The organism is Belnapia sp. F-4-1, from assembly GCF_000802185.1.
In the GTDB taxonomy this organism is placed as follows: Bacteria; Pseudomonadota; Alphaproteobacteria; order Acetobacterales; family Acetobacteraceae; genus Belnapia.
In genome coordinates this window covers 1-20,872 of the sequence record NZ_JROR01000033.1, presented here as the reverse complement: position 1 = coordinate 20,872, position 20,872 = coordinate 1, and the positions used below count along the sequence as shown (strand labels likewise).

At 62.3% G+C, this 20,872-nt stretch carries 26 protein-coding genes; 15 read left to right on the top strand and 11 right to left on the bottom strand.

Annotation, left to right across the window (positions count from 1 at the left end; translation table 11 throughout):
* Together LH62_RS00110 and LH62_RS28860 are read left to right on the top strand one after the other, a co-directional pair.
* Nucleotides 1-474, top strand: a 474-nt coding sequence (locus LH62_RS00110) for an ImmA/IrrE family metallo-endopeptidase (protein ID WP_043358371.1), incomplete at its 5' end; no start/stop codon positions are given.
* An 8-nt stretch (nucleotides 475-482) separates the two neighbouring features.
* Nucleotides 483-950, top strand: a complete 468-nt coding sequence (locus LH62_RS28860; RefSeq protein ID WP_043358369.1) for a DUF4411 family protein — start codon at nucleotides 483-485, stop codon at nucleotides 948-950.
* Between the two features lie 6 nt (nucleotides 951-956).
* On the opposite strand, the gene LH62_RS00100 is transcribed toward LH62_RS28860, so the two are convergent.
* Nucleotides 957-1,496: a helix-turn-helix domain-containing protein gene (locus tag LH62_RS00100; RefSeq protein ID WP_408735072.1), complete on the bottom strand. Its 540-nt coding sequence runs from the start codon at nucleotides 1,494-1,496 to the stop codon at nucleotides 957-959.
* 710 nt (nucleotides 1,497-2,206) lie between these two features.
* Between LH62_RS00100 and LH62_RS00095 the strand changes: the two genes are divergently transcribed.
* From LH62_RS00095 to LH62_RS00080, 4 genes are all read left to right on the top strand, one after another.
* Entirely contained in the window at nucleotides 2,207-3,073 is an 867-nt protein-coding gene (locus LH62_RS00095; RefSeq protein WP_043358366.1) for a replication initiation protein, read from the top strand.
* Nucleotides 3,074-3,683: 610 nt separating this feature from the next.
* On the top strand, nucleotides 3,684-3,926 hold the full coding sequence (locus tag LH62_RS00090) for a CopG family ribbon-helix-helix protein (RefSeq protein WP_201445393.1): 243 nt from the start codon (nucleotides 3,684-3,686) through the stop codon (nucleotides 3,924-3,926).
* On the top strand, nucleotides 3,923-4,219 hold the full coding sequence (locus LH62_RS00085) for a type II toxin-antitoxin system RelE/ParE family toxin (protein ID WP_043358364.1): 297 nt from the start codon (nucleotides 3,923-3,925) through the stop codon (nucleotides 4,217-4,219). Before LH62_RS00090 ends, LH62_RS00085 begins: the two co-directional genes overlap by 4 nt.
* 113 nt (nucleotides 4,220-4,332) lie before the next feature.
* Entirely contained in the window at nucleotides 4,333-4,752 is a 420-nt protein-coding gene (locus tag LH62_RS00080) for a hypothetical protein (protein ID WP_144404309.1), read from the top strand.
* 35 nt (nucleotides 4,753-4,787) lie between these two features.
* Here the strand turns inward: LH62_RS00080 and LH62_RS00075 are convergent, their stop codons facing one another.
* From LH62_RS00075 to LH62_RS29990, 7 genes are all read right to left on the bottom strand, one after another.
* On the bottom strand, nucleotides 4,788-5,258 hold the full coding sequence (locus LH62_RS00075; RefSeq protein ID WP_043358360.1) for a hypothetical protein: 471 nt from the start codon (nucleotides 5,256-5,258) through the stop codon (nucleotides 4,788-4,790).
* A 75-nt stretch (nucleotides 5,259-5,333) separates the two neighbouring features.
* Nucleotides 5,334-5,783 (bottom strand): hypothetical protein, encoded by a 450-nt coding sequence (locus tag LH62_RS00070; protein WP_144404308.1) that lies wholly within the window; start codon nucleotides 5,781-5,783, stop codon nucleotides 5,334-5,336.
* A 24-nt stretch (nucleotides 5,784-5,807) separates the two neighbouring features.
* Nucleotides 5,808-6,125: a hypothetical protein gene (locus LH62_RS30000; RefSeq protein ID WP_144404307.1), complete on the bottom strand. Its 318-nt coding sequence runs from the start codon at nucleotides 6,123-6,125 to the stop codon at nucleotides 5,808-5,810.
* Nucleotides 6,126-6,148: 23 nt separating this feature from the next.
* Nucleotides 6,149-6,481 (bottom strand): hypothetical protein, encoded by a 333-nt coding sequence (locus tag LH62_RS00065; RefSeq protein WP_043358356.1) that lies wholly within the window; start codon nucleotides 6,479-6,481, stop codon nucleotides 6,149-6,151.
* Between the two features lie 12 nt (nucleotides 6,482-6,493).
* Nucleotides 6,494-6,913: a hypothetical protein gene (locus tag LH62_RS00060; RefSeq protein WP_043358354.1), complete on the bottom strand. Its 420-nt coding sequence runs from the start codon at nucleotides 6,911-6,913 to the stop codon at nucleotides 6,494-6,496.
* Nucleotides 6,914-6,926: 13 nt separating this feature from the next.
* Nucleotides 6,927-7,217 carry a hypothetical protein gene (locus LH62_RS29995; RefSeq protein ID WP_144404306.1) on the bottom strand — a complete coding sequence of 97 codons (291 nt, stop codon included), beginning with the start codon at nucleotides 7,215-7,217 and terminating at the stop codon, nucleotides 6,927-6,929.
* Between the two features lie 129 nt (nucleotides 7,218-7,346).
* The gene (locus LH62_RS29990) at nucleotides 7,347-7,877 is read right to left on the bottom strand and encodes a helix-turn-helix domain-containing protein (protein WP_144404305.1); all 531 of its coding nucleotides are present in this window, start codon (nucleotides 7,875-7,877) and stop codon (nucleotides 7,347-7,349) included.
* 81 nt (nucleotides 7,878-7,958) lie between these two features.
* On the opposite strand from LH62_RS29990, the gene LH62_RS00050 reads away from it, so the two are divergent.
* Nucleotides 7,959-9,434 carry a type IV secretory system conjugative DNA transfer family protein gene (locus LH62_RS00050; protein WP_043358349.1) on the top strand — a complete coding sequence of 492 codons (1,476 nt, stop codon included), beginning with the start codon at nucleotides 7,959-7,961 and terminating at the stop codon, nucleotides 9,432-9,434.
* Complete coding sequence (locus LH62_RS00045) at nucleotides 9,431-9,808, top strand: hypothetical protein (RefSeq protein ID WP_043358347.1); 378 nt, start codon at nucleotides 9,431-9,433, stop codon at nucleotides 9,806-9,808. Before LH62_RS00050 ends, LH62_RS00045 begins: the two co-directional genes overlap by 4 nt.
* Nucleotides 9,809-9,844: 36 nt before the next feature.
* Here the strand turns inward: LH62_RS00045 and LH62_RS00040 are convergent, their stop codons facing one another.
* The 3 genes from LH62_RS00040 to mobQ form a co-directional block, all read right to left on the bottom strand.
* Complete coding sequence (locus tag LH62_RS00040) at nucleotides 9,845-10,741, bottom strand: GIY-YIG nuclease family protein (protein ID WP_236552427.1); 897 nt, start codon at nucleotides 10,739-10,741, stop codon at nucleotides 9,845-9,847.
* A 71-nt stretch (nucleotides 10,742-10,812) separates the two neighbouring features.
* Nucleotides 10,813-11,295, bottom strand: coding sequence for a hypothetical protein (locus LH62_RS00035; protein WP_144404304.1), 483 nt, complete (start codon nucleotides 11,293-11,295; stop codon nucleotides 10,813-10,815).
* On the bottom strand, nucleotides 11,285-12,349 hold the full coding sequence (mobQ, locus tag LH62_RS00030) for a MobQ family relaxase (RefSeq protein ID WP_052213528.1): 1,065 nt from the start codon (nucleotides 12,347-12,349) through the stop codon (nucleotides 11,285-11,287). The genes LH62_RS00035 and mobQ overlap by 11 nt, the downstream gene beginning before the upstream one ends.
* Nucleotides 12,350-12,648: 299 nt before the next feature.
* Between mobQ and LH62_RS00025 the strand changes: the two genes are divergently transcribed.
* The 7 genes from LH62_RS00025 to LH62_RS00005 all read left to right on the top strand — a co-directional run.
* Nucleotides 12,649-12,924 carry a hypothetical protein gene (locus tag LH62_RS00025; protein WP_043358341.1) on the top strand — a complete coding sequence of 92 codons (276 nt, stop codon included), beginning with the start codon at nucleotides 12,649-12,651 and terminating at the stop codon, nucleotides 12,922-12,924.
* Nucleotides 12,925-12,979: 55 nt separating this feature from the next.
* Nucleotides 12,980-13,339, top strand: coding sequence for an H-NS family nucleoid-associated regulatory protein (locus LH62_RS28850; protein WP_082012255.1), 360 nt, complete (start codon nucleotides 12,980-12,982; stop codon nucleotides 13,337-13,339).
* A gap of 158 nt (nucleotides 13,340-13,497) precedes the next feature.
* On the top strand, nucleotides 13,498-15,678 hold the full coding sequence (locus LH62_RS00020; protein WP_043358373.1) for a site-specific DNA-methyltransferase: 2,181 nt from the start codon (nucleotides 13,498-13,500) through the stop codon (nucleotides 15,676-15,678).
* A 3-nt stretch (nucleotides 15,679-15,681) separates the two neighbouring features.
* Entirely contained in the window at nucleotides 15,682-18,273 is a 2,592-nt protein-coding gene (locus tag LH62_RS00015; RefSeq protein ID WP_043358338.1) for a DEAD/DEAH box helicase, read from the top strand.
* 98 nt (nucleotides 18,274-18,371) lie between these two features.
* A complete protein-coding gene (locus LH62_RS29985; protein WP_144404303.1) occupies nucleotides 18,372-18,857 on the top strand; it encodes a hypothetical protein in 486 nt (161 codons plus the stop codon).
* Between the two features lie 77 nt (nucleotides 18,858-18,934).
* A complete protein-coding gene (locus LH62_RS00010) occupies nucleotides 18,935-19,843 on the top strand; it encodes a tyrosine-type recombinase/integrase (RefSeq protein ID WP_236552426.1) in 909 nt (302 codons plus the stop codon).
* Nucleotides 19,844-20,064: 221 nt separating this feature from the next.
* Nucleotides 20,065-20,872: XRE family transcriptional regulator (locus tag LH62_RS00005; protein ID WP_043358334.1), on the top strand; the 808-nt coding region annotated here is incomplete at its 3' end.

Below are 20,872 nucleotides of genomic sequence, written 5' to 3'. Positions count from 1 at the left end.
GGTCTGAGTGCTGAGGAGCGGCGCATCGAGAGGTTCTGCGATGAGGTCGCCGCCGCAACGCTAATGCCCCGCAGCCTACTAATGACCTTTGAGCATGTCTCAGGGGCCGGCCATCGGGCTTGGGATGATGAGGAGCTGCGTACCATCGCCCGGGCGATCGGCGTCAGCCGCGAGGCCCTGCTCATCCGCTTCGTCACTATCGGCCGGGCGAGCTGGGACTACTACCGCACGCAGCGGCAGCGTTTCCTCGATGAATACCGGCAGCGCGCAGAGGATCGAGCCAAGGAGAAAAAGTCGATTCCGATCAAGCGACCGGTCATGCTGATGAGCTGGAACGGTCGCGGCTTCACCCGCCTGGTTCTGCGTAGCTACTACGACCAAAGGATTACTCTTAACGACGTGTCGAGCTACTTGGGGGCGAAGGTCAAGCACATCCCCGAGCTGGAACGAGCTGCGTTTCAGTCGGCGGAGTGAGGGCCTGAATGACCGTTTACTGCGTCGATACAAGCGCTCTCATTGCCGCCTGGCAGGAACGGTATCCGATAGAGAACTTTCCCCGCTTCTGGGACCGTTTGGACGCCTTTATCGCCGAGGGCCGCTTGATATCGCCCGACGAAGTGCTGCGCGAGACGGGAAAACGGTCGGACGAACTACATGTCTGGCTGAAGGCACGCAATAGTATGTTCCGTGAGCTGGATGAGCCGATCCAGATCGAGGCGGCGCAGGTACTCGCCCGCTTCCCGCGCCTGGTCGGTGAGCGCAAGCTGCGCACCTCGGCCGATCCTTTCGTGATCGCCCTCGCCAAAATCGAAGGGCTGCCGATCATTACTGAGGAAAAGCCCACCGGCAGCACCAGCCGGCCGAATATCCCGGATGTGTGCGCTGCCCTGGGCGTACGACCTATGAGCCTGCTTGAATTGATCCGCGCCGAGCGCTGGGTGGTTGGCTGAGATGTCTCAATGTGGCTCCCGGTTCAGCAGCCAATCCAGGAAACCGCGCTGCCTAGGTAGTGCCGCTGGCTTCTGAGACTGATCAGTCAGCTGCTTCACCGTCTCACCGTGCTGCCGGATCAGGGCCATGAACTCGGCCCGTTCCCCTTCCCTGCCCCGCCGCTCGTCGGCCAGTTCACGCCGCAGCCGCTCGGCCTCCTCGCGCAGCCGGTCGCGCTCCTCGGTGAGATAGCGCTTCTCGACACTGAGACTGGCGAGTGCAGCACTATCGCGGGGTGTCTCATCCTCCAGCTCATCGGGGCTCACCCCGTCTCGTGGCGCAGGTGTCTCAAGGCGTTTCAGATCAAACGAATCCGGGAAGACCCGCTGCAGCTCGGCAGCGTCATAGCGGTTCTGCCCCTGCCCGTCCTTGTGCGCCGACAGCTTGCCATCGGCCACATAGCGGGCCAGCGTCGCTCGGCTCACACCCGCGATCCGCTCCGCCTGCTTACGGGTAAGGCGACTGTAGTCCACAGGTGGTGCAGAAGGTGCGTCAGCAGGGCACATGCTATCTCATTACGATATCTCATGAGACATATCAAGCACTTCGTAGGCAAAGCTCATCGCTTGCGTTGAGATAGTCTCATGAGACGGCTCACATAGCCGGTGTCCTGGCCTGCCTCATTCAGGCGCATCAAGGTATCTGAGACAGGCGTCTCAAGTTGGCACATTCTGGCAAGGGGCACTGTAGGCCGCAGATAGTCTGGGGTGCGCATGCATGGAGTGATGCCTCACGCAGGCACATGCTGTCGCAGTGAGGCGTCTCATGAGATAGATCGGTGACTTCGGCCTAGCGGCTCATGCGATGCCTCAGCCTGTTCCATCGTATAAAGCTAGCAAAAACAATCACTTTCCCTGGTGAGACGGTAAGGACGACCTTTCCCCGGAGCCGACTGCCTTGGTTCAGGCCATCGCGCGCAGCAGAAGGGAAGGGGGCCGCAGGCCGGCGCGCGCAGCCGCCCAGAGCCACGCGCAGCCCGCAGGGCGAGCATGGCGAGGACGGCGAGCACGACGCTTGTCCCTTCCCTGGCGCGAGCACGGTGGCACGCTGCAGCGGAGCGCACTGGGCAGGGAGCCTCGTTGCCGCAGAGGCCCGCGCAACTATGAGACCTTCGGGGAATCGCATTCCGGCAAGTATGAGGTTTTCGGGAACTATGAATCCCAACAGTGAAACTTTTCACTTTTGCGATTCATAGAAACCGCTATGATCACGCTCTATGGGCGAAGAGACCTCCAGACATCGCGTCCTGACGCTGGACATCCGGCCGCGCGAGCGCGAGGCGATCAAGCCGGCTGAGCTGATCCAGGTCTCTGGCCACCACGAGCTGACCCTTAATGCCCGCCGCGCCATCACCATCCTCTGGCACGAGGCGCATCGGCAGGGCGTGGAGGAGGGGAAGGACTACCGGATCGAGATCGACGACCTGAAGCCCGACGGCCACAAGGGCTATGAGATGGTCGAGGAGGCCATCGAGGCGCTGATGCGCACCATCCTCACGCTGCGGCTGCCCGACGGGCGCACCCGCCGTGTCCAGTTCCTTGGCGGCAATGACCTGGACGATCCCGACCGGCCAGCCGGCACGCTGACCTACAGCTTCGACAAGCGCCTGGTATCCGTTCTGCGGGACTCCACCATCTGGGGCAAAATCGCCGTCCCGATCCTGATGGCGTTCACCTCGAAGTACGCGATCAGCCTGTATGAGAACCTGGCACAGCTCTCGAACCTGACGATCAAGACCCTCCACGAGTACAGCCTGGAGGAGTTCCGCGACCTGCTCGGCGTGCCGCCAGGGCGCTACAAGACCTTCGGCGAGCTGAACAAGCACGTCATCAAGCCCACCATCGACGAGGTGAATGCGCTGGCGCCGTTCGAGCTGTCGGTGCTGCCGGTGAAGCAGGGCAAGCGGGTGGCCAGCATCAAGGTCGGCTGGCGGCAGAAGAGCAGCGAGGCCCTGCAGGAAGCCCACCTGGAAATGCAGCGCTCGAAGATCGGCCGTAGGGCGCGCGTGGCGGGCACGGTCGAGCATGTGCTGGACCCGGTGCCATCGGTGAACCGGGCACGTCGCACCAACCTACTCGGCTGATCTTGCAGGGTTTGCTTCCCCGAATCCTTCATAATTTGGCGCCGGCTGCTTATCCACAGGCACGAGCAGCGAGCGCCCCGGAAACCTCATAGTTGGCCCCGAAGACCTCATACTACTCCCCGAACATCTCATAGTATCGCCCCGGAAACCTCACAGGAGCCCCCGATTTTCTCATAGTTGGGCGCGTAAGTTCTTGGAATTAAGGCGCATTTCGGCCCCTGAATCTTGAACTTAAGTAGAATTATGAATCTACTGAACACGCGCTCCTGTGGATAAGCCCCAACTATGAAAGAGAAACCGGAATGCGCCACAGGCGCATGACCTGTAGGGAAGGGGCCTCCGGCCTGACCTGACACGAGCGTACCACCGTGCTCGCTCCGTCAACCCCGCTCGCCATGCTCGCCCTATGGGCTGCGCGTGGCTCCGCGCCGCCTTCGGCGGTGCCTGCGGCAGGGTTTGACTTCCGCTGCGCGCGCCGGTCTGCGGATCGCAGGTCGGCTCCAGAGGGATGGCCGTGTTCCAGTCTCACCAGAGGGATGGTGGGGTAGGGGTCAAGCTCGTTGCGCATCACGTCGTAATACGGTAGAATACGAAGAGCTAGGGAGACGTTATGGCCGGCATGGCGCGCGACGCGATCACGGTGCGGATGGATGCAGAAAAGCGGGCGGCGCTCGACGCGCTAGCGCGCGTGACCGACCGCGACCGCAGCTACCTCATCAACGAGGCCGTGGACGCCTACCTGACCGTCCACCACTGGCAGATCGCCCATGTCGAGGCGGGCCTGCGCCAGGCGGACGCGGGCGAGTTTGCCAGCGAGGAAGAGGTGAACGCCGCCTACGCGCGCTGGCGGTGATCGTCCGCTACACCCGCCAAGCGATTGCCGATCTCGACGCCGCGCGGGACTACATTGCACTCGACAATCCTACGGCCGCCGCCGCGATGGCGGCGCGACTCCGCGCCGCCATCGATGGCTTGAAGCAGTTTCCCGAGCGCGGGCGGCTAGGGCGGGTGACTGGCACCCGCGAGCTGGTCGTGCCACGCACGCCGTTCGTCGTGCCGTACCGCATCGCCGGCCACGAAATCCAGGTGCTCGCCGTGCTGCATGGCGCCAGGGCCTGGCCGCCGAGCAGCGAGTCGGAGCGCTAGATGGCGGCCATCGCGCGCACGATGCCCATTCCTCTCCTTTCGGCGATCTTCTCCGCCGCTTGAGTCGCCTGGGTGGGCTACGATGCTCGGAGGTGACGGGCGAGGGTGGGGTGATGGAACGGCGCACGCCGGAGGTGGGACTGCTGGACAGCTGCGTCGTGCGAGGAAAGGACGGAGCCGTAGTGTTCGTCGGCATGTCGGTAGAGGCCGCACGGCTGGCCTTCTCGCACGCATCAGCCTGGTTCCGGTTCCGGCAGGCGCGGCACGCCGGGAGTTTCGATGGCATGCTGACCGCCGAACTGCGCACCCAGGCCGTGCGCGAGCCGTTGCTCGCGCGCCTGCGTGAAGAAGGCTTCGGCGAAGACGAGATCGACGCCCTGCTCGACCGGCACCGCCGCCACGAGAGCGGCGATGCCGCACGGGACGACGAAACGGGGTATCACATCGCCCTTGGGGCAAAGCACCCGCCCATCAAATTCCGGTCGCGGGCGGATTATCCACTGGCCTTCCTGCGGGTGTGCGTGCCCGAGTGAAACGCCGGCGCCGAATCATGAGCGCGTCAGTTGTCCTATCTTCGTCCCAACAAATAGCGCGTCCGCCAGCGTCGGAACCGGTAGCTGGTGAGCAGGTTCAGCGGGACGTTGACCCACTCGCCGTGCGGGCAAACCCCGTGGCATTCCTGGCCGCACGCCTCGCCCGGATGATACGAATAGAAGCGCTCACGCCCTAACCCCCACCCGCGCAACGGCAGACCGGCATGGCCGGTAAAGCCACTGCGCGCCTGCAGGTCCGCGTTCAGCGGTGGCTTGATGCCGATTGCCATGTCGATCGCTTCGTTCATCCGCAGGAACTCCTGCTCGCGCGTCAGGCAGACCACGGTGCCGAGCACCAGGGGATAATAGATCGGCCAGACGGCCATGCGCGCCCGGTAGCGCTGCTCCTGCGGCCCAGGATGCTCGATGGGCGGAAATCGTTCGTCGAGCGTGGGCGGCGGCTCGCTGTCCCGCACCATCGAGGTCGGCACCAAAAGATAGATCATCCGTGCCTCGCCAGATCGCCGACCTCTACACGCCCGCGCCGTCACACTATCCTACAGCGCAGGCATGGCGGGCGCTTAGACTGTCTCGCGCTCGCCCCATTCCAACCGCTTGGCCGCGACGAAAGCGGCCAGCTCGGCGAGCCGGCGACGGTTCGCCTGCGTGGGCGGGAAGGGCATCTCGGCCAGCTGGCCCGGCATCGCGTCGAGCGCGACGACAAAGGCGCGCTCGTGCCCGGTCCAGGGCGGGTTGCCGTGGCGCTCCTGGCGGCGCGGCCCGAATGGCGGCGCGCCGATCCGGTGCAGCTCCGCCGCTTCATGGCGGTGATCATTGCGCGCCGTCTCCTTGATGCTGACCCACCACATCGGCGTCCAGTGCGGCCGCCAGCCTTCACCCCATAGCCCGCGATCCTGAAACTGCGCCTTGAAGTGAAGCTGCGCCGCCACGCCCTCGATGCACAGCGGATCGGCCTGAGCGTAGAGCTGCATCCCGTGCTGTCCTTCCTCGGCGCCGTCGTGGATGGCCACCGTAGACTGTGGCTGCGACGCGGGTCAGCGCTCTCGACTGTCCTCCGGTCGCCGGAGACTGGGTGCCATAGGCGCCAACGGCTGCGGGTCACGTGCGGCGTTGCTGTCTCGTACCGCTTGGCAGCCAGGGCCATTCAGCCGGTCAAACCCGGCATCGCAGAACTGCTCCGACCGGCGCATGAGCTCCTCGCCAGCGGGAAAGTGCCGGACGACAAAATCGGTGGCTGACTTGGTGTTTTGATAAACCACGTCGCCGTAGTAGTTCGTGACCGGCGACAAATCCAGTTTTCGTAGGGCTTCGATTAATGCGGACATGGCCAACTCCTTGAAAGAATTGGCCATGTTGTACCACATTATCATTACAATTATTTGACGCTTACCATAGCTGGTGCCATCGGCGCCGTCGGGGCAGGGGGCTTCTGCTGCGCGTCCCACTCACGCTGACGCTGCTCGTACTCCGCCCGCTTGCTCCAGCCGATGATCACGGCCGTCGGGACGAAGGCATCAGCAACGTTGCTCACGTCCAGCATCTCCAGCCCGTACAAGCCACCCCGCCAGCCCCACAGCGCCAGCGCTGCCGGCAGGCTGAGCAATTCCACACCCTGCCCGAGGATAGGCACCATGCCGAACAGCATGTCAGCCGCGTCGACTGCCGCTGACGCGGCCATTCTCAGTTTCCACTCCGTCATGGGCTGCATCGTCCTCTCCTCTCATTTGGAGGCCTGGCGCGCGCGCCAGGCGGAAGAAAACCCGTGCTCGCGCACCCCCGCGCCGGCACGGCCCAGCCGATCCCGCGCGGTTTCGAGCTCTGCTGTGCGCGCCTCCTGGGGCAGCCGGAGCAGCAGCCCGACGTACGCCAGCGGCAGCGCGATGAGAACGAGCCATTCGACGAGGCTCAGGACCGAGAGCGTTCCCCATCCCATCATCGCCACGACGACGCCCACATAGCTCGGCACCCCGAGCGCCAGGGTGCCGGCCATCCGCAAGTCCCAGCGTCGGTGCAGCAATGGCCCCGGCAGATAGGCGAGCGCGGTGGGAAGCAGGTCCCACCCGTAGCCCGTCAGCGGCCCCTCCAGAGGGCCGAGAATCAAGCCTGCGGCTTGCAGCAGATCGCGTGTCAGCGGTTCCATGGCCACCTCCCGCTCACTGCTCGATGCCGTGGTCGGGAGCGTCCAGCTCCGGCACGGCAGGCTGCGCCTGCGCGCGGCAGTAATCGGCGTAGCCATAGGGCTGTGCCCCGCTGTCCTGGCCGTGGATGCCGGAGACCTCCGCCGACGTCACGGCACGGCCATAGACGCCTTCCTCGACGACCTTCTGGCGCACATCGGCCATCGCGTTTTGCACGTCTTCCCAGAGGGCGCTCAGCCCCTCGCGCAGGCCCGATCCGTGGCCTGCCTCCTGTGTCTCGCGCAGCAGGCGCGTTCTAGCGTCCATCGTTTGCTCCTCACTCGGTTGCCTGCGACCAGCCACCGCAGAAGTGAGTGTTCATTTATAGATACTCACAAAGCAACTCTAAGATTCGTGAGGAGGCGCATTTTCAATTTATGGGCGCACTTCAGCTGGTTAGGATTGATCCGGCAGCAGCATAGAAGCCGAGATGCCCAAGCCTCTGGCGAGGGCAAGCAACGTGCTTAACCTAGGCTCAAATTCCCCTCGGCACAGTTTGTGTACCTGCGACAAAGTGACGCCCGAGCGGAAGGCAAGCTGTTCTCGTGTCAGACCCGCTGCCTTGCGGTGATGCTCAAGAAGCTGAGCGAAACTCGATGTCGTTGTGGTTGCCGCAGTCTGGGAGCGACGGGCATCCATGAAGTTCTGGAAGGCATCTGAAGCTTTCCGCGCCTCTTGTTGTCGTTCTGGTGAGATGATGCCGTACACGACTTCATAGGCATGCCGCCAAACCTTTTCGGCCTGCTCCGGAGTGGCGTCGCTGTGGAGGTGTTCATTGATAAATAGCTGAAGCTTTATCTGCCGTTCTGTCTCAAGTCCGCTTTCTTCACTAGGTGAGTTCTTTCCACTCTCTGCTTCAAGGGGATGCCGACGGTCACCCGATACGGCTTCGTTTGTTCCTTTCTGTCGGGCATCCCGCTTTGCCAATCGCCTTGACTCCGGCTTGCTTCGCCCCGCAGCCTAGCATTGCGACCTGCCACCGTCCCACCTTCAAGGACGGTGAACATTATGGCTGCCTACGTCACCAAGGACGACACGCCGCTGCTACGCTTCGGCGGCGAGCGCTGGAACACCCGCGACGCCCTGGAGCATGTCTTCATCGCCGGGGCGACCGGTAGCGGCAAAACCTCGGCCTCCGGCAAGACCCTGGCGCACGCCTACCTGCGCGCCGGCTGGGGCGGCCTGGTGCTCTGCGCCAAGCCGGGCGAGGCCGATCTATGGGAGCGCTACTGCCACGAGACCGGCCGCAGCCGCAGCCTGATCCGCTTCGATGGCTCCGGCACGCGCTTGTTCAACTTCCTCCGCTACGCCGCTGCCGCCGCGCAGGGCAGGGGCGGGGTGAGCAACGTCGCCGCGCTCATGACCACCGTGCTGCAGGCGGCCAACGGCAACGTCTCGCAGGGCCAGAACACCGGCAATCCTTTCTGGGAGAAGGCGGTGAAGGAGTGCATCACGCACGCTTTCGCGGTGCTGTGGGCCGCTTACGGCGACCTGACGCTGAGCGATCTCATGCGCCTGCTGCACAGTCGCCCGAAGGGGCCAGGCCAGGTAGACGATCCAGCGTTCCAACAGGGCTTCATGGGGCAGACGCTCGCCAAGGCATTCGAGGCCCCCGCGTACCGGATGCCGGCGGCCGATTTCGACCTGACCCACGACTACCTGACGCGCGTGCTGCCGAACCCGGACCCGCGCACCACCGGCAACCTGGTGCAATCGCTCTCGGCCGATCTCGCGCCTCTCATGAGCGGGCCGATGCGTGAGCTGTTCGGCACTGGTCTCAACCTGCTGCCCGAGTTGACCCATGAGGGCGCGGTGCTGGTGATGGACTTCCCGCTGAAGGAGTGGAACGAGGCCGGCAAGCTGGCCCAGCACATCATGAAATACTGCTGGCAGCGCGCGACCGAACGCCGCGCCGTGGATGCCGGCACGCGGCCGGTGTTCCTGTGGGTGGACGAGGCGCAGTTCTTCGTCAGCCCGTATGATGCGGAGTTTCTGAGCACGGCGCGCAGCGCGCGCGCCGCCGTGGTCTACCTGACCCAGAACCTGCCGGCGCTCTATGAGCAGATCGGCGGGCGCAGCCCGCAGCATGTCGCCGGCGCGTTGCTCGGCCATTTCCGCACCAAAATCTGGCACGCCAACGACTGCCCGACGACCAACCAGGCAGCAGCTGACACCATCGGCAAGGCGCTCCAGCGGCGCCGTAGCATCGGCGCATCAGGTGGCGAGAGCGACGGCGATTCCAGCGGCGAGAGCTTCAACGAAGGGGGCGGCGGGACCAACCAGAGCCGGAACAAAGGCCGCAACCGAGGCTCCTCCCTCACCGTGCAGGAGATGATGGACTACCGAGTGCAGCCCAGCCGCTTCCTCGCCCTGCGCACGGGCGGCCGGCCCCACCGGGGGCGGGTGGACGCCATCCTGTTCAAGAGCGCCCGCCAATGGCGGGCGACCCAGGCCGAATGGCTGCCGGTGGAGTTCCGGCAATGACCCGCGCCCTCCTCCTGCCGTTCCGGGCGCTCCGGTGGACGCTGTATGCGGCCCTCTGGGCCTACGGCCACATCCTGACGATGTGCTTGCTGCTCGGCGTGGCCTGGCAGGCCGCCGCCGGCAGCGGCGATCCCATCGCCGGCTTCTTCGTCGGCGGGCTGCTGCTGTTCCTCAGCAATCGGCTCGCTTGGTTCCTTGCCGGTCTGCTCGGACCGACGCGCACCTGGCAGGTCGCGCGCCTGCCCGAGATGGAGCGCGAGGCGAAGCCGCAGCGCGTCACTGTGGCGGTGGCCCAACCCTCGAAGCAGACCAGCCCGCGTGAGGATGCCATGTGGGATCGCCTGCCGCCCGAGCTGATAGTGCTCTTCGGTTAGCAGCCAAACGGCGGCCGCATAGCGGCCGCCGTTCCTTCATATCTTTCCGACCAGATCGGTTAGCTTTTTCGCCGCTGTGAGCTTGCTGTAGGTGGTGTATCTCGGCCCTTGCATCGCGCCGCTTGGCGCGTCGGCGAACGGTATCGGCGTGATTGGCTTCGCCGGTTCCGAAAACACCAGCTTGTATTTGCTACCCTCGCCGTAAGGCTCAATCCGCGAGACCGGCGCAACATGGGTGATCGCGGAAATCGGTTGAGCCTGATAAGCGGCGATCCATTTGATCTTTTGCAGCATGCCGCCCGAAATGCGGATGGCATGCCAGCAATGCTCACCGAGAAAAACCTTCTCAAAGCCGCCCTTTTGAGCCGGCACGATAACCGTGTCGTTTTCATAAGAGACGATAGGGGCGGCAGGAGCGCTAGCTTTCGTCAAAGGCGTAGCGACAGCCTTCGGCATCTCAAAGGCATGCAGTCCAACCAAGGGAAGGATTTGCAAAATCTCCTTCAGGAACCCTCGTGTATCTGCTTTCTCACTATCGGTTAAGGCCGGCTCTTGAGGAGCATTCCCATTATCTAGATGGCTTCGCTTGGCCTTTGTCGCCTGATTGACCAGGGCGAATTCCAGCCACTGCACATGCGCCTTGTTCAGGCCGCGATTGGTGGAGATAAAGGCCATGCCCCAAGACCAAAAATCTTTAGCCTTCGCGCCAGTGTAGTGGCTGTCGATCCGATCACGAATGCCATCACCTTCGCCTACGTAGATCGTCGGCAAATCGTCATCGCTTGTCAGTCCGACCAGGATGTACACGCCTGGGTGTCCGAACGCCTGGCCTTTGCGGGTATCGGCCCACTTCTCGCGGGGAAAGACGATACCCTGACCCGTCCAGTTCATCCGGTCGATAATCCGAACCCCTTCAGGATCACCGTCAGGCACGAAAATCCGGATTGTATATGGGTCTGCCGCCATAACCCCCCGCTGTCGCTATCCGCTCGTGCTATACGGCGTTACCCAGTCGGCCGCGAGGCGGCCGCCGTCTCGCCCAGCGAGCCTTCGGCATAGATCACCTCGACGCGCTCAATGACCGGCGCACCGGCCGGCGGAGCCGCCCAGCGCCGTGCATCGTACTGCTCGATGAAATCCACCTTGTTGGCGCGTAGCAGCCGGCGCAGCTCGCCGAGGCCTCGGCCGGTGAGCAACACGGCGCAGCTGGAGGTAAGTAGCGTCAGCAAACGGTCGCCGACGCCTTCGGCGCGCGTGTAGTGCGAGCGGTAGAGCTGCACCCATTCCTGGCCGAAGCGGATTTCCACCACATCGTTGGCGTCTGGGTGCTCACGGCCCCAGGGCCGGTAAGCCTCTTCCTCCGCCAGTTGCGGTGCCGGCTGCACCAGTGTCGGCGTCGTGGCCGGCGCGGGTGGCTCGGCCTGGCCCGGCCGCTCCCGGTTCCATAGTGCGGTGTAATGCCCCACGGCCGGCTTACTACCGCTCATGGCCCGTCTCCCCTGTGCTGGCTGGTGCCGGCGTCAGCGGCTCCATGGCCTGCTCCAGATGCAGGGCGCGAGCGGTTGCCGCCAGCATGTCGCACAGCGTCTCCTCGGCCGCCTGAATGCCTCGCCTCGCCATGCTCGCCAGGTGTCCGTGGGCCAGGCTGCGCTGCCCCCAAGCCTCGACGCGCTCGCGGACATGCGCGGCCAGCTCTTTGGCCATCCGCTTGGCCGCCAGATAAGGCACGTAAGGCTTTGGCTCTCGGTTCAGTCGCACCGCCTGGCGCTGGTAATCCAGCGCTTCTGTCGGGCGGCCTGCCTCACGTGCCTCCTGAGCCATCTCAAGGGCGGTCTCACGCTGTGCTACGAGCGTGCGGTGATCCACCCGCGCCGCCGATCCTGCTTCGTCCAGGGCCTCGTTCTGCAGCGCCGCCCATGCCTCACGCAGCGCACCCAGTTCGCCCTTGCTCTTGTCGCGCTGGCCCTCCCACCAGAAGGTCGTGTCCTTCTTCGCAGCAAAGCCGTCCGGGCCGAGGGCGCGCGGCGTGATCATGATGTGGCAGTGGGGATGCGGCAGGCCGTCACTGGCGGTCGGCCGGTGGATGCCGAAATCGGCCACCAGGCCCTTGGCCGTGAAATGCTCGGCGATGAAGCGCCGCACCAGTTTCACCTGATCGGCCAAGTCGAGCTCGCGCGGCAGCATCACCTCGACCTCGCGCGCCACTACAGCGTCCTTGCGTTTCTCTGCTTTCTCGACCTGGTTCCACAGCTCGTTGCGATCCATCGCCCAGGCCGGCACTGGGCCGGCCGGCAGCACGATCTCGGTGTGCAGGATCGCCTCTTTGTTTCGATAATCGTAGGTCTGGCCCTGACGCTCATCCTCGATAGCTTGGCCCGAGCGGTAGGCGGCAGCGGCCACGGCCGATACGCCGCCCACCTTGGTGATGGTGCTGATGGTCGCGCCCCGGTTGCCCGAGCGGTAAGCGACCCCATGCGGCGCGGAGTGTCCGTCGCCAGCCTTCCGGCTCATCACCTTCAGCGTCAGGTGGTAGCACGCCATGATTGCCCCTCAGTCGGTGCGCCCGGCTCTATCCTACCCAACGCCTCTGATGTGTCCACTTAGAAGTTGCTTTGCAACTTCGAACACAACGTCAAGGCGTAGCGTTGGGTAGGATGAGGCCTCTGTCTTGCCTTCGACCAGAAGTTGGATGCGGTTCGGCTGGCGTCCTATCCGGATTTCGCCTCACCAGCGCATTGCGCATCCTGGATACTCCACCAGCAAGAGGAGGCGCTATGGCGGAGGAGCGGAGTTTCCGAGGATCGAAACAATGGGACTATCGGCGGCACGAGACGAGCCGCATGTGGTTCAAGACGGCCGAGGGCCAAGAGCGCGACGAGGTGAAGCGCCGCGCCCTGACCGTGCTGCGCAGCTACGCCTACGGCACGGGATCGGGTGAGCCGGACATCGAGGGGCCGCTATGGGCCTTGCAGGACCTTTGCCAACGGGAGGAGCTGAAAAGCGCCTGTCTGTGGTTCCGGGCTGCCGCCGCCTACAGCGACGACGAGGAGGTGCGGCAGGTGCTCTGCATCGAGGCCTACGGCAAGGTTGAGCGCGCGCTGCGCTACTACCTCTGAGCGTGAGGGATTTTCTGCTACTCGGGGTTCCTCTCACCAGGGAGAATCGACTGTTATGGCGGACAAGGACGCGGCAGCAGCCAAGCGGATCGATCTCGACCGCCTTACCGTACCTGAGCTGCGCGAGTTGATCGCCGACGCCGAGGCCAAGCTGTCGGAAAAGCAGGAAAAGGCGAAGGCCGACCTTCTGGCCAAATGGAAGGCCGAGGCCGAGGAGAATGGGCTCACTCTTCAGGCGCTGTTGCCGGGCATATCTTCCCCCGCTGCTAAGGCAGCCCGCAAGGCGCCTAGTGGCACCTTACCCGCGAAATACCGTGGGTCCAACGGCGAGGAATGGAGCGGGCGAGGCCGGCTACCAAAGTGGCTGAAAGCTCTAGAAGCTCAAGGCCGTAAGCGCGACGAGTATAAAATATAGAAATATTTAATCGACTTGCTAAAGCCGATTTGGTCAGCGATAGAAAGAAGTCGGAAAGCTGCCGCACGATAGTTCAGGGTCTTGTAGCTAAATGCAGACTTACGCAGCCTACGCTTTTGGCGCTGTCTGGCACATAAAGCCTGAAGAAAGGGGATCGATTGTCTCGGCTCACAGATCTGATTGCGGCAACCAAGGCCAAAGACCTGACACTTGGGCAGGAGCTTGAGCGAGAGTTCCAAGTTCTTTCTTCGCGTCGCTCCTTCGGACTGAATTTCGAGCGACACCGACCTGAAAGCGTGGAGTTGCCCGGACGGCCCATCCGCAAAGGCGACAAGGTGCGCATCCTCTCTCCGCGCGGGTCAACGGCGAAAGGAGACCAGCGACTTTGGCGCGTGGTGGGCTTCGAAACCGGCAAGGAAGTCAAGGTAGCCCACCTTGAACTTCTGGGCGCTGTAGAGCCAGAGCAGCAGACAGTAACTGTTGCCGATCTGGCCATAGTGGCGGAGTTTCGAGATTATATTTACCCCGGCTTGGTGAGCACTGGGAAGGTTGAGCTAGGTGAATCTAAGCCTTTTCACACCGTCATCAATGCTGAGAATTTTCATGCATTGGAAGCGTTGACCTTTACACATCGTGGAAAGATTGACGCTATTTACATTGATCCTCCTTACAACTCCGGCGCAACGGATTGGAAGTACAATAACTCTTACGTAGAAAGAGATGATCTTTACCGCCATTCTAAATGGTTGGCTATGATGGAGCGTCGTCTTTTTATTGCAAAATCTCTACTGAAGGCTGAGTGTTCCGTACTGATAATAACAATAGATTCTCGCGAATATCTTCGCCTTGGCCTTTTGTTGGAGCAAAGTTTTCCAGAAGCCCGGATTCAGATGGTTTCAACTATCATCAATCCTAAAGGCGTTTCAGTAATTGATGGCTTCCGGCGGGCCGATGAATACATTTTCTTTGTGATGTTTGGCACTGCTGCACCAGCTCGCTTGCCGCTAAGTGCAGAGTGGTCGCCATCATCTATTGTCAGTGGCGGATTTAGCAACGGAGATGCCATGGACGAGATGTCTGATGGCGAAAGAGCAGAGCAAAAAAAAGAGCCTGGCTGGACATCAATGATGCGCCGAGGCTCGGAAGCCGCGCGGACAGATCGTCCCTCGATGTTCTACCCGATTTATGCAGACCCGAAAGCCCGCCGTATCATTGAGGTTGGTGAGCCAATCCCCGATGGTGTAAACGAGGCGCCTCAAAAACCAGAGCTGGTTGCTATATTACCAATTAGAAAAAATGGTTCTCAAGGACGCTGGCAGATTTCTGCTGGAGAATTAAAAGAACGAATCAGTCAAGGCAGAATTAGACTTGGGCGTCCTACACCCTATGGCTATGTCGTTAATTATCTTCCAGACGGAGCCTACCGAGAAGCACTATCAGAGACCTACAATTTAGTAGGAAGAGCTGATGACGGTTCTCTTGTCGCTTACCGTAAGGACGACGAGGCAAGTAGAATAGCCCCCACTCAATGGAAAATTGCGTCTCATAATGCTTCTGAGCACGGGTCAGGTCTCCTGGAATTGTTCATTCCAGATCGAAAATTTCCTTTTCCAAAATCTCTGTATGCAGTTGAGGATACTCTCAAGTTCTTCCTTGCTGAAAACAGCAATGCTGTGGTTCTCGATTTTTTCTCCGGGTCCGGAACAACCGCTCATGCCATCATGCGGTTAAATCGTCAGGATGGCGGGCGGCGCCAGTGTATATTGGTAACTAATAACGAGGTTGCTGCCGACGAACAGGCATCTCTTCGCAAGGCGGACCTGCGCCCTGGCGATGCTGCCTGGGAAAAATGGGGCATCTGCGATTACATCACAAAGCCTCGTATTGCTGCAGCGATAACGGGAAAAACCCCTGCTGGAAAAAAAATTGAAGGTGATTACAAATTCACTGACGAATTCCCAATAGCAGAGGGTTTCCAGGAGAACGCCGAGTTCTTCACGCTGACATATGAAACGCCGGTGGCCGTCAGCCACAACCGCGCCTTCGCGCGCGTCGCTCCACTGCTGTGGATGCGCGCGGGTAGTGAAGGGCGGCGTATCAATAAGCTGCCCCAACCTGGCTGGGAGGTAGCCGACACCTACGGGCTGCTAACTGACCTCGATAAGGCCGTCCCGTTCTGCAAGGCAGTGGAAGCCAAGGGCAGCATCCGCATCGCCTACATCGTCACTGACGATGACCGCCGCTTCCAGTCGGTGGCCCGACGCCTACCCGGCGCTGTGGAGCCGGTGCGGCTCTACGAATCTTACCTCCTCAACTTCCGCTTCGCGATGGGCCGGTAACGCATGAAGTTCACGCTTAAGGACTATCAGGACGACGCCGTTAAAGATGTGCTCGACCGGCTCAGGAAGGCCCGCAGACGCTGGCACGAGGACAGCGACAGGCATTCTTTCTCGCTCACCGCCACCACGGGCGCGGGCAAGACCGTCATGGCTGCCGCCGTGTTCGAGGCGCTGTTTCACGGCAACGACGACTACGACTTCCCGGCTGATCCTGGTGCCGTAGTCATCTGGTTCAGCGACGACCCATCACTGAACGAGCAATCACGCTGGCGCTTGCAGGAAGCCTCCGACCAGCTGACGATTTCCGACCTAATAACGGTGGAGAGTACCTTTGCCCGCGAAAAATTCGAGGCTGGCAAAATCTACTTTTTGAATACGCAGAAGCTCTCAAGAAACAGTATTCTAGTGCGCGGCCATGATCCCGACGATGCCGCCATCGAAAAGGACGAACGGCAGCTTCCCATGATGCCCGACCTGCGGTCGCACACTATCTGGGACACCATCCGCAACACCGTCGAAGACCGCGACCTGACACTCTACCTTGTGCTGGACGAAGCCCATCGCGGAATGCGCACGGCGGGGGGCGACACCCGCCCGACCATCGTCAGACAGCTTATCAACGGCACCGGTTCCGTGCCCGGCATCCCCATTGTCTGGGGCATCTCCGCAACGGTGCAGCGGTTCAATGAGGCAATGGCGGGCATGCAGGACCGCTCGACGCTGCCCAACGTGGTGGTGGATTCAAAGAAGGTGCAGGAGTCTGGCCTGCTGAAAGACACCATCAATCTTGATGTACCCGACGACATCGGCGAGTTCTCGACCGTGCTACTGCGTCGGGGCACGGACAAGCTGCGCGAGATTTCTAACGCCTGGGCAGAGTATGGCAAGCAGCAGGACGACGCCAACACCGTCCTGCCGCTGATGGTGCTTCAGGTGCCCAACTCCCCCGACCACCGGGAGATCGGCACGTGGCTCGATACCATCTTCGAGCGCTGGCCCGAACTGCCACCGGATTGCGTGGCCAACGTCTTTGGCGAGCATAAGACCGAGGCGTTCGGACGGCACGGCGTCCCGTATATCGCGCCGGAGCGTGTGCAGGAATCAGAGTGGGTGCGTGTGCTGGTGGCGAAGGATGCCATCAGCACCGGCTGGGACTGCCCACGCGCTGAGGTAATGGTTTCCTTCCGTGCCGCAACCGACCGCACGCACATTACTCAGCTTCTGGGGCGGATGGTACGTACCCCCTTGGCCCGGCGCATCCCTGGCAACGAGCGCCTTAACGCCGTGGACTGCCTGCTGCCCCACTTCGATAAGAAGTCGGTGGAGGCGGTGGTTACAGCGCTTATGACCGGCGGCGAGGGTGGCGAGGCGCTGCCGGGCCGCCGCGTGCTCCTCAACCAGCGCGAGATGAAGCCGAACCCGGACGTGCCCGAGGAAGTCTGGCAGGCCCTACTGTCGCTTCCCTCTCAGAGTCTGCCCAAGCGGCAGGCTCGCCCGGTCAAGCGGCTGACCGCACTCGCACACGAACTGGCGGCGGATAACCTGCTGCCTGACGCTGGGAAGAAAGCGCATGCCGAGATGCACAAGGTGCTCGACGCGGCGCAGGTGCGCTATGCCGACGAGATTGCCAGAGCCCGCGAGGGCGTCCTGACGGTCGAAGGTATGACGGTCGTCACTGACATAGAAACCGCTGGGAAGTCGTTCAACGCCTTCGTGGAGGCGGCTGACTACGCGGTGATCGAGGATGCCTACAAGCGGGCGGCGCGCGTCGTCAGCCCCGATCTGGCACTGACTTACAGCGATCATCTCGCAGCAAAAGCACCCAAGGACGAAGACCCAGACGACGCGCTGATTGAGGCTCGCACCGTGGTAGCGGCTCTTGGCCTTGTCCCCGACCTCAAGCGCCATCTGGAGGAAGAGGCGGAACGCCTCGCCAACCGGTGGCTCACGCAGTACCGAGTGGCCATTAAGGGCTTATCTGATGAGCGGCAGGATGTGTATCAGCAAATCCGAGAGATGAGCGCCGACCCGCTGGATGGGAACCTAGCGCGGCCGAACACCTGGCTACAGCCGACCACGGCTCGCGAGGCGGATGGCACGGAGACCTTTCTGCCCTGCTTCGAGAAGCATATGCTCTGCGGCAACGACGGCCTGTTCCCCGAGAGCTTCAATTCGTCCTGGGAGGAGCCAGTGGTGCTGGCCGAGCTGAAGCGGCCGGGCACCCTTGCCTGGTATCGCAACCCGGCGCGCGCCAGTCAGGATTCGCTGGGTGTGACCTACGAGGAAGGGGACGAGCTGAAGATCGTGCGTCCTGACTTTATCTTCTTCGCCCGCCGCCCTGATGGTGGCGTGGCCGTGGACATCGTTGACCCGCACGGCATCCAGTTCGGCGATGCGCTGCCCCGCATGAAGGGGCTGGCCCGCTACGCTGAGAAGCACCCCGGCATCTACCGCCGCATCGAGGTAGTTGCGAAGATCGGGAGCAAGTTCCGCACCCTCGACTTAACGGAGGCTTCCGTCCGCACTGCTGTACTCTCAGCGCAGACGGCAAAGGCTTTGTACGAGAGCGACGCAGCGGCGGATTACGTCACCTAAGCAGCCTTTCCTTCCTATACCGAAATGTTTGTCGCGTATTGTCATTGCGCATCCAATTTATGCATGATAACGTCCTTTATCATACTTAAAGAGCTAACATGGACCTAAGTCAGCCACCAGTTGCTGCAGCCATCGTCGCCGGAGCGGTTTCTTTGGCAGTCGGCATTGTCACCGTGCTGGCCAACATCGTTGTCACTTCCATAGTTGCGGAACGGAAGCTGCGGGCCGACAAGGACCTCGCTTTGGCACAGAAAGCCTGGGCGGAGTACGAGTCTCGGCGGGACATCTATCTCGATGTTGCGAGATTGATCGACAGTTTGCACGAAAGCGGCAAAGCCACCGACCGCCCTGAATTCCTCCGGGCCATCCGCAAGGTTTGGCTGATTGGGCCTGATGACGTGATCGAAGCGGCCAATGCACTCACGGCCGGAATTCGCACCAAGGAAGATGCGGATAGCCTAGAGCGGAAGTACCGCAACCTCTTTAACGCAATGCGCCGCGACATCAGGCGGTATCATGCAATGCCTCCTGAGGGTACGAACCTAGGCCCTGAAAGCTTCCCAATCGAAGGAGCTGGCGTATGAGCGGGTTGCCAATACCATCGTCATTCGCGGCCAACTCGCCGTCGCCCTCGCTCTCTACGCTTCCAGTCCCCTCCCTCATGATGGCCGAGGGCGAGCGAGCAGCGACCCGCTACATCGAGTTCTTCACGGCGCAGATCAGGAATCCGAACACCCGCGCCGCCTACGCCCGCGCGGCGTCTGCCTTCTTCGGCTGGTGCGAGCAGCACGGCCTGGCCCTGCCCGCCATCCAGCCGGTGCACATCGCCACCTACGTCGAGCAGATCGGCCGCGAGCTGTCGGCGCCGAGCGTGAAGCAGCAGCTCGCCGCCATCCGTATGCTGTTTGACTGGTTGGTGGTCGGCCAGGTGGTGCCGCACAATCCGGCCTCGGCGGTACGCGGCCCGAAGCACAGCGCCGCCAAGGGCAAGACGCGGATGCCGACGCGTGAGGAGGCCAAGGCGCTGCTCGCCAGCATCCCGACCGATAGCCTGGTAGGGCTGCGCGACCGGGCGCTAATCGGCACCCTGCTTTTCACTTTTGCCCGTGTCGGCGCGGCGCTCACGATGCGGGTGGAGGACTACTACCCGATCGGCAAGCGCTGGTGGGTCCGCCTCCATGAGAAGGGCGGCAAGCACCACGAGATGCCCTGTCACCACAGCCTGCAGGAGTACCTGGACGCCTACATTGAGGCGGCTGGCATCGCTCAGGACCGGCGCAGTCCCCTCTTCCGTACGGCTGAGGGTCGCACCGGCCGACTGAACAGTCAGGCCATGAGCCAGCCCGACGTGTACCGCATGATCCAGCGGCGCGCGGAGGCAGCAGGTGTCGCCACCAAGATCGGTTGTCATAGCTGGCGGGCGCGTGGGATCACGGCTTACCTGGAGAATGGCGGGCTGCTGGAGCACGCGCAGCAGATGGCGGGACATGCCAGCGCGCGCACCACCAAGCTCTACGACCGGCGCGGCGAGCAGATTTCGCTCGATGAGGTGGAACGAATCACCCTTTAGGCGATGTTTTGTCTCCAAAAATTCACCAAAATAGACTATATTTATGCTGTTAGTGCTTTGAATTTGTTGAGTCTCGACTTCCGTAACCTACTATCCCACACTCACAGAATGGTCGTTCAGCTAGCCCACATAACCAAGGAGGAAGCGCCACTTCCCATCGAGCCTCTGCTCCCGATGGCAGAGGCAGCGGTTGGCGGCTGCCTGCAACAGGCAGGTCTGCGATGACCGTCATCAAAGCGCACGTCAAACCCGAGCTGCTGCGCTGGGCGCGTGGCCGGGCAAAGGTAAAGCTGGAGGACGCTGCGAAGGCCGCCAACGTCACCGTCGAGCGGCTGAAGGCCTGGGAGGCCGGCGAGGATGCGCCGACGCTTGGCCAGCTCCGCAACCTGGCCGGCAAGTATCAGTTCCCGCTGGCAGTATTCTACCTGCCGGAGCCACCGATGGATTTTGCGCCACTGCGCGACTTCCGCCGGCTGCCCGACGTGGACAAGGTGCACCCGGACGAGACGCTTTCGGCCTACCTCGCCTATCAGATCCGCTCGGCCTACGAACGGCGCGAGCTGGCCCTTGAGCTGTTTGAGGATCTCAACGGCACACCCCAACCCTTCGGCCTGAAGGCGAGCTTGAAAGACGACCCGGAGGTGGTCGGCCGGCGCATCCGCGAGTTTCTTGAGGTGAGCGACGACGACCAGAAGCAATGGGCTAGGCAGGATCGAGCCTTTGATTTCTGGCGTCGCCGCCTGGAAGAGCGCGACATCCTGGTATTCGTCGTCAGCGGCCCGCATCGCAGCGTCGAGCTGGCTGAAATGCGCGGCTTCGCCATCGCCAAGCCCGAGCTGCCGGTGATCGTCGTCAACGGCAAGGACTACAGCCAGGGCGGCAAGGCCTTCACGCTGCTGCACGAGCTGGTGCACATCCTGCTCGGCGAGAGCGCCATTTCGAATGGGGCCAGCGTCGAGCCAGGTCTGAGTGCTGAGGAGCGGCGCATCGAGAGGTTCTGCGATGAGGTCGCCGCCGCAACGCTAATGC

What these genes read in the sequence shown, in the direction of transcription:
- LH62_RS28860 (WP_043358369.1), top strand. Translation starts at nt 483, where the DNA reads ATGACCGTTTACTGCGTCGATACAAGCGCTCTCATTGCCGCCTGGCAG.
- LH62_RS00100 (WP_408735072.1), bottom strand. Translation starts at nt 1,496, where the DNA reads ATGTGCCCTGCTGACGCACCTTCTGCACCACCTGTGGACTACAGTCGC.
- LH62_RS00095 (WP_043358366.1), top strand. Translation starts at nt 2,207, where the DNA reads ATGGGCGAAGAGACCTCCAGACATCGCGTCCTGACGCTGGACATCCGG.
- LH62_RS00090 (WP_201445393.1), top strand. Translation starts at nt 3,684, where the DNA reads ATGGCCGGCATGGCGCGCGACGCGATCACGGTGCGGATGGATGCAGAA.
- LH62_RS00080 (WP_144404309.1), top strand. Translation starts at nt 4,333, where the DNA reads ATGGAACGGCGCACGCCGGAGGTGGGACTGCTGGACAGCTGCGTCGTG.
- LH62_RS00075 (WP_043358360.1), bottom strand. Translation starts at nt 5,258, where the DNA reads ATGATCTATCTTTTGGTGCCGACCTCGATGGTGCGGGACAGCGAGCCG.
- LH62_RS30000 (WP_144404307.1), bottom strand. Translation starts at nt 6,125, where the DNA reads ATGGCCAATTCTTTCAAGGAGTTGGCCATGTCCGCATTAATCGAAGCC.
- LH62_RS00065 (WP_043358356.1), bottom strand. Translation starts at nt 6,481, where the DNA reads ATGCAGCCCATGACGGAGTGGAAACTGAGAATGGCCGCGTCAGCGGCA.
- LH62_RS00060 (WP_043358354.1), bottom strand. Translation starts at nt 6,913, where the DNA reads ATGGAACCGCTGACACGCGATCTGCTGCAAGCCGCAGGCTTGATTCTC.
- LH62_RS29995 (WP_144404306.1), bottom strand. Translation starts at nt 7,217, where the DNA reads ATGGACGCTAGAACGCGCCTGCTGCGCGAGACACAGGAGGCAGGCCAC.
- LH62_RS00050 (WP_043358349.1), top strand. Translation starts at nt 7,959, where the DNA reads ATGGCTGCCTACGTCACCAAGGACGACACGCCGCTGCTACGCTTCGGC.
- LH62_RS00045 (WP_043358347.1), top strand. Translation starts at nt 9,431, where the DNA reads ATGACCCGCGCCCTCCTCCTGCCGTTCCGGGCGCTCCGGTGGACGCTG.
- LH62_RS00035 (WP_144404304.1), bottom strand. Translation starts at nt 11,295, where the DNA reads ATGAGCGGTAGTAAGCCGGCCGTGGGGCATTACACCGCACTATGGAAC.
- mobQ (WP_052213528.1), bottom strand. Translation starts at nt 12,349, where the DNA reads ATGGCGTGCTACCACCTGACGCTGAAGGTGATGAGCCGGAAGGCTGGC.
- LH62_RS00025 (WP_043358341.1), top strand. Translation starts at nt 12,649, where the DNA reads ATGTGGTTCAAGACGGCCGAGGGCCAAGAGCGCGACGAGGTGAAGCGC.
- LH62_RS28850 (WP_082012255.1), top strand. Translation starts at nt 12,980, where the DNA reads ATGGCGGACAAGGACGCGGCAGCAGCCAAGCGGATCGATCTCGACCGC.
- LH62_RS00015 (WP_043358338.1), top strand. Translation starts at nt 15,682, where the DNA reads ATGAAGTTCACGCTTAAGGACTATCAGGACGACGCCGTTAAAGATGTG.
- LH62_RS29985 (WP_144404303.1), top strand. Translation starts at nt 18,372, where the DNA reads ATGGACCTAAGTCAGCCACCAGTTGCTGCAGCCATCGTCGCCGGAGCG.
- LH62_RS00010 (WP_236552426.1), top strand. Translation starts at nt 18,935, where the DNA reads ATGATGGCCGAGGGCGAGCGAGCAGCGACCCGCTACATCGAGTTCTTC.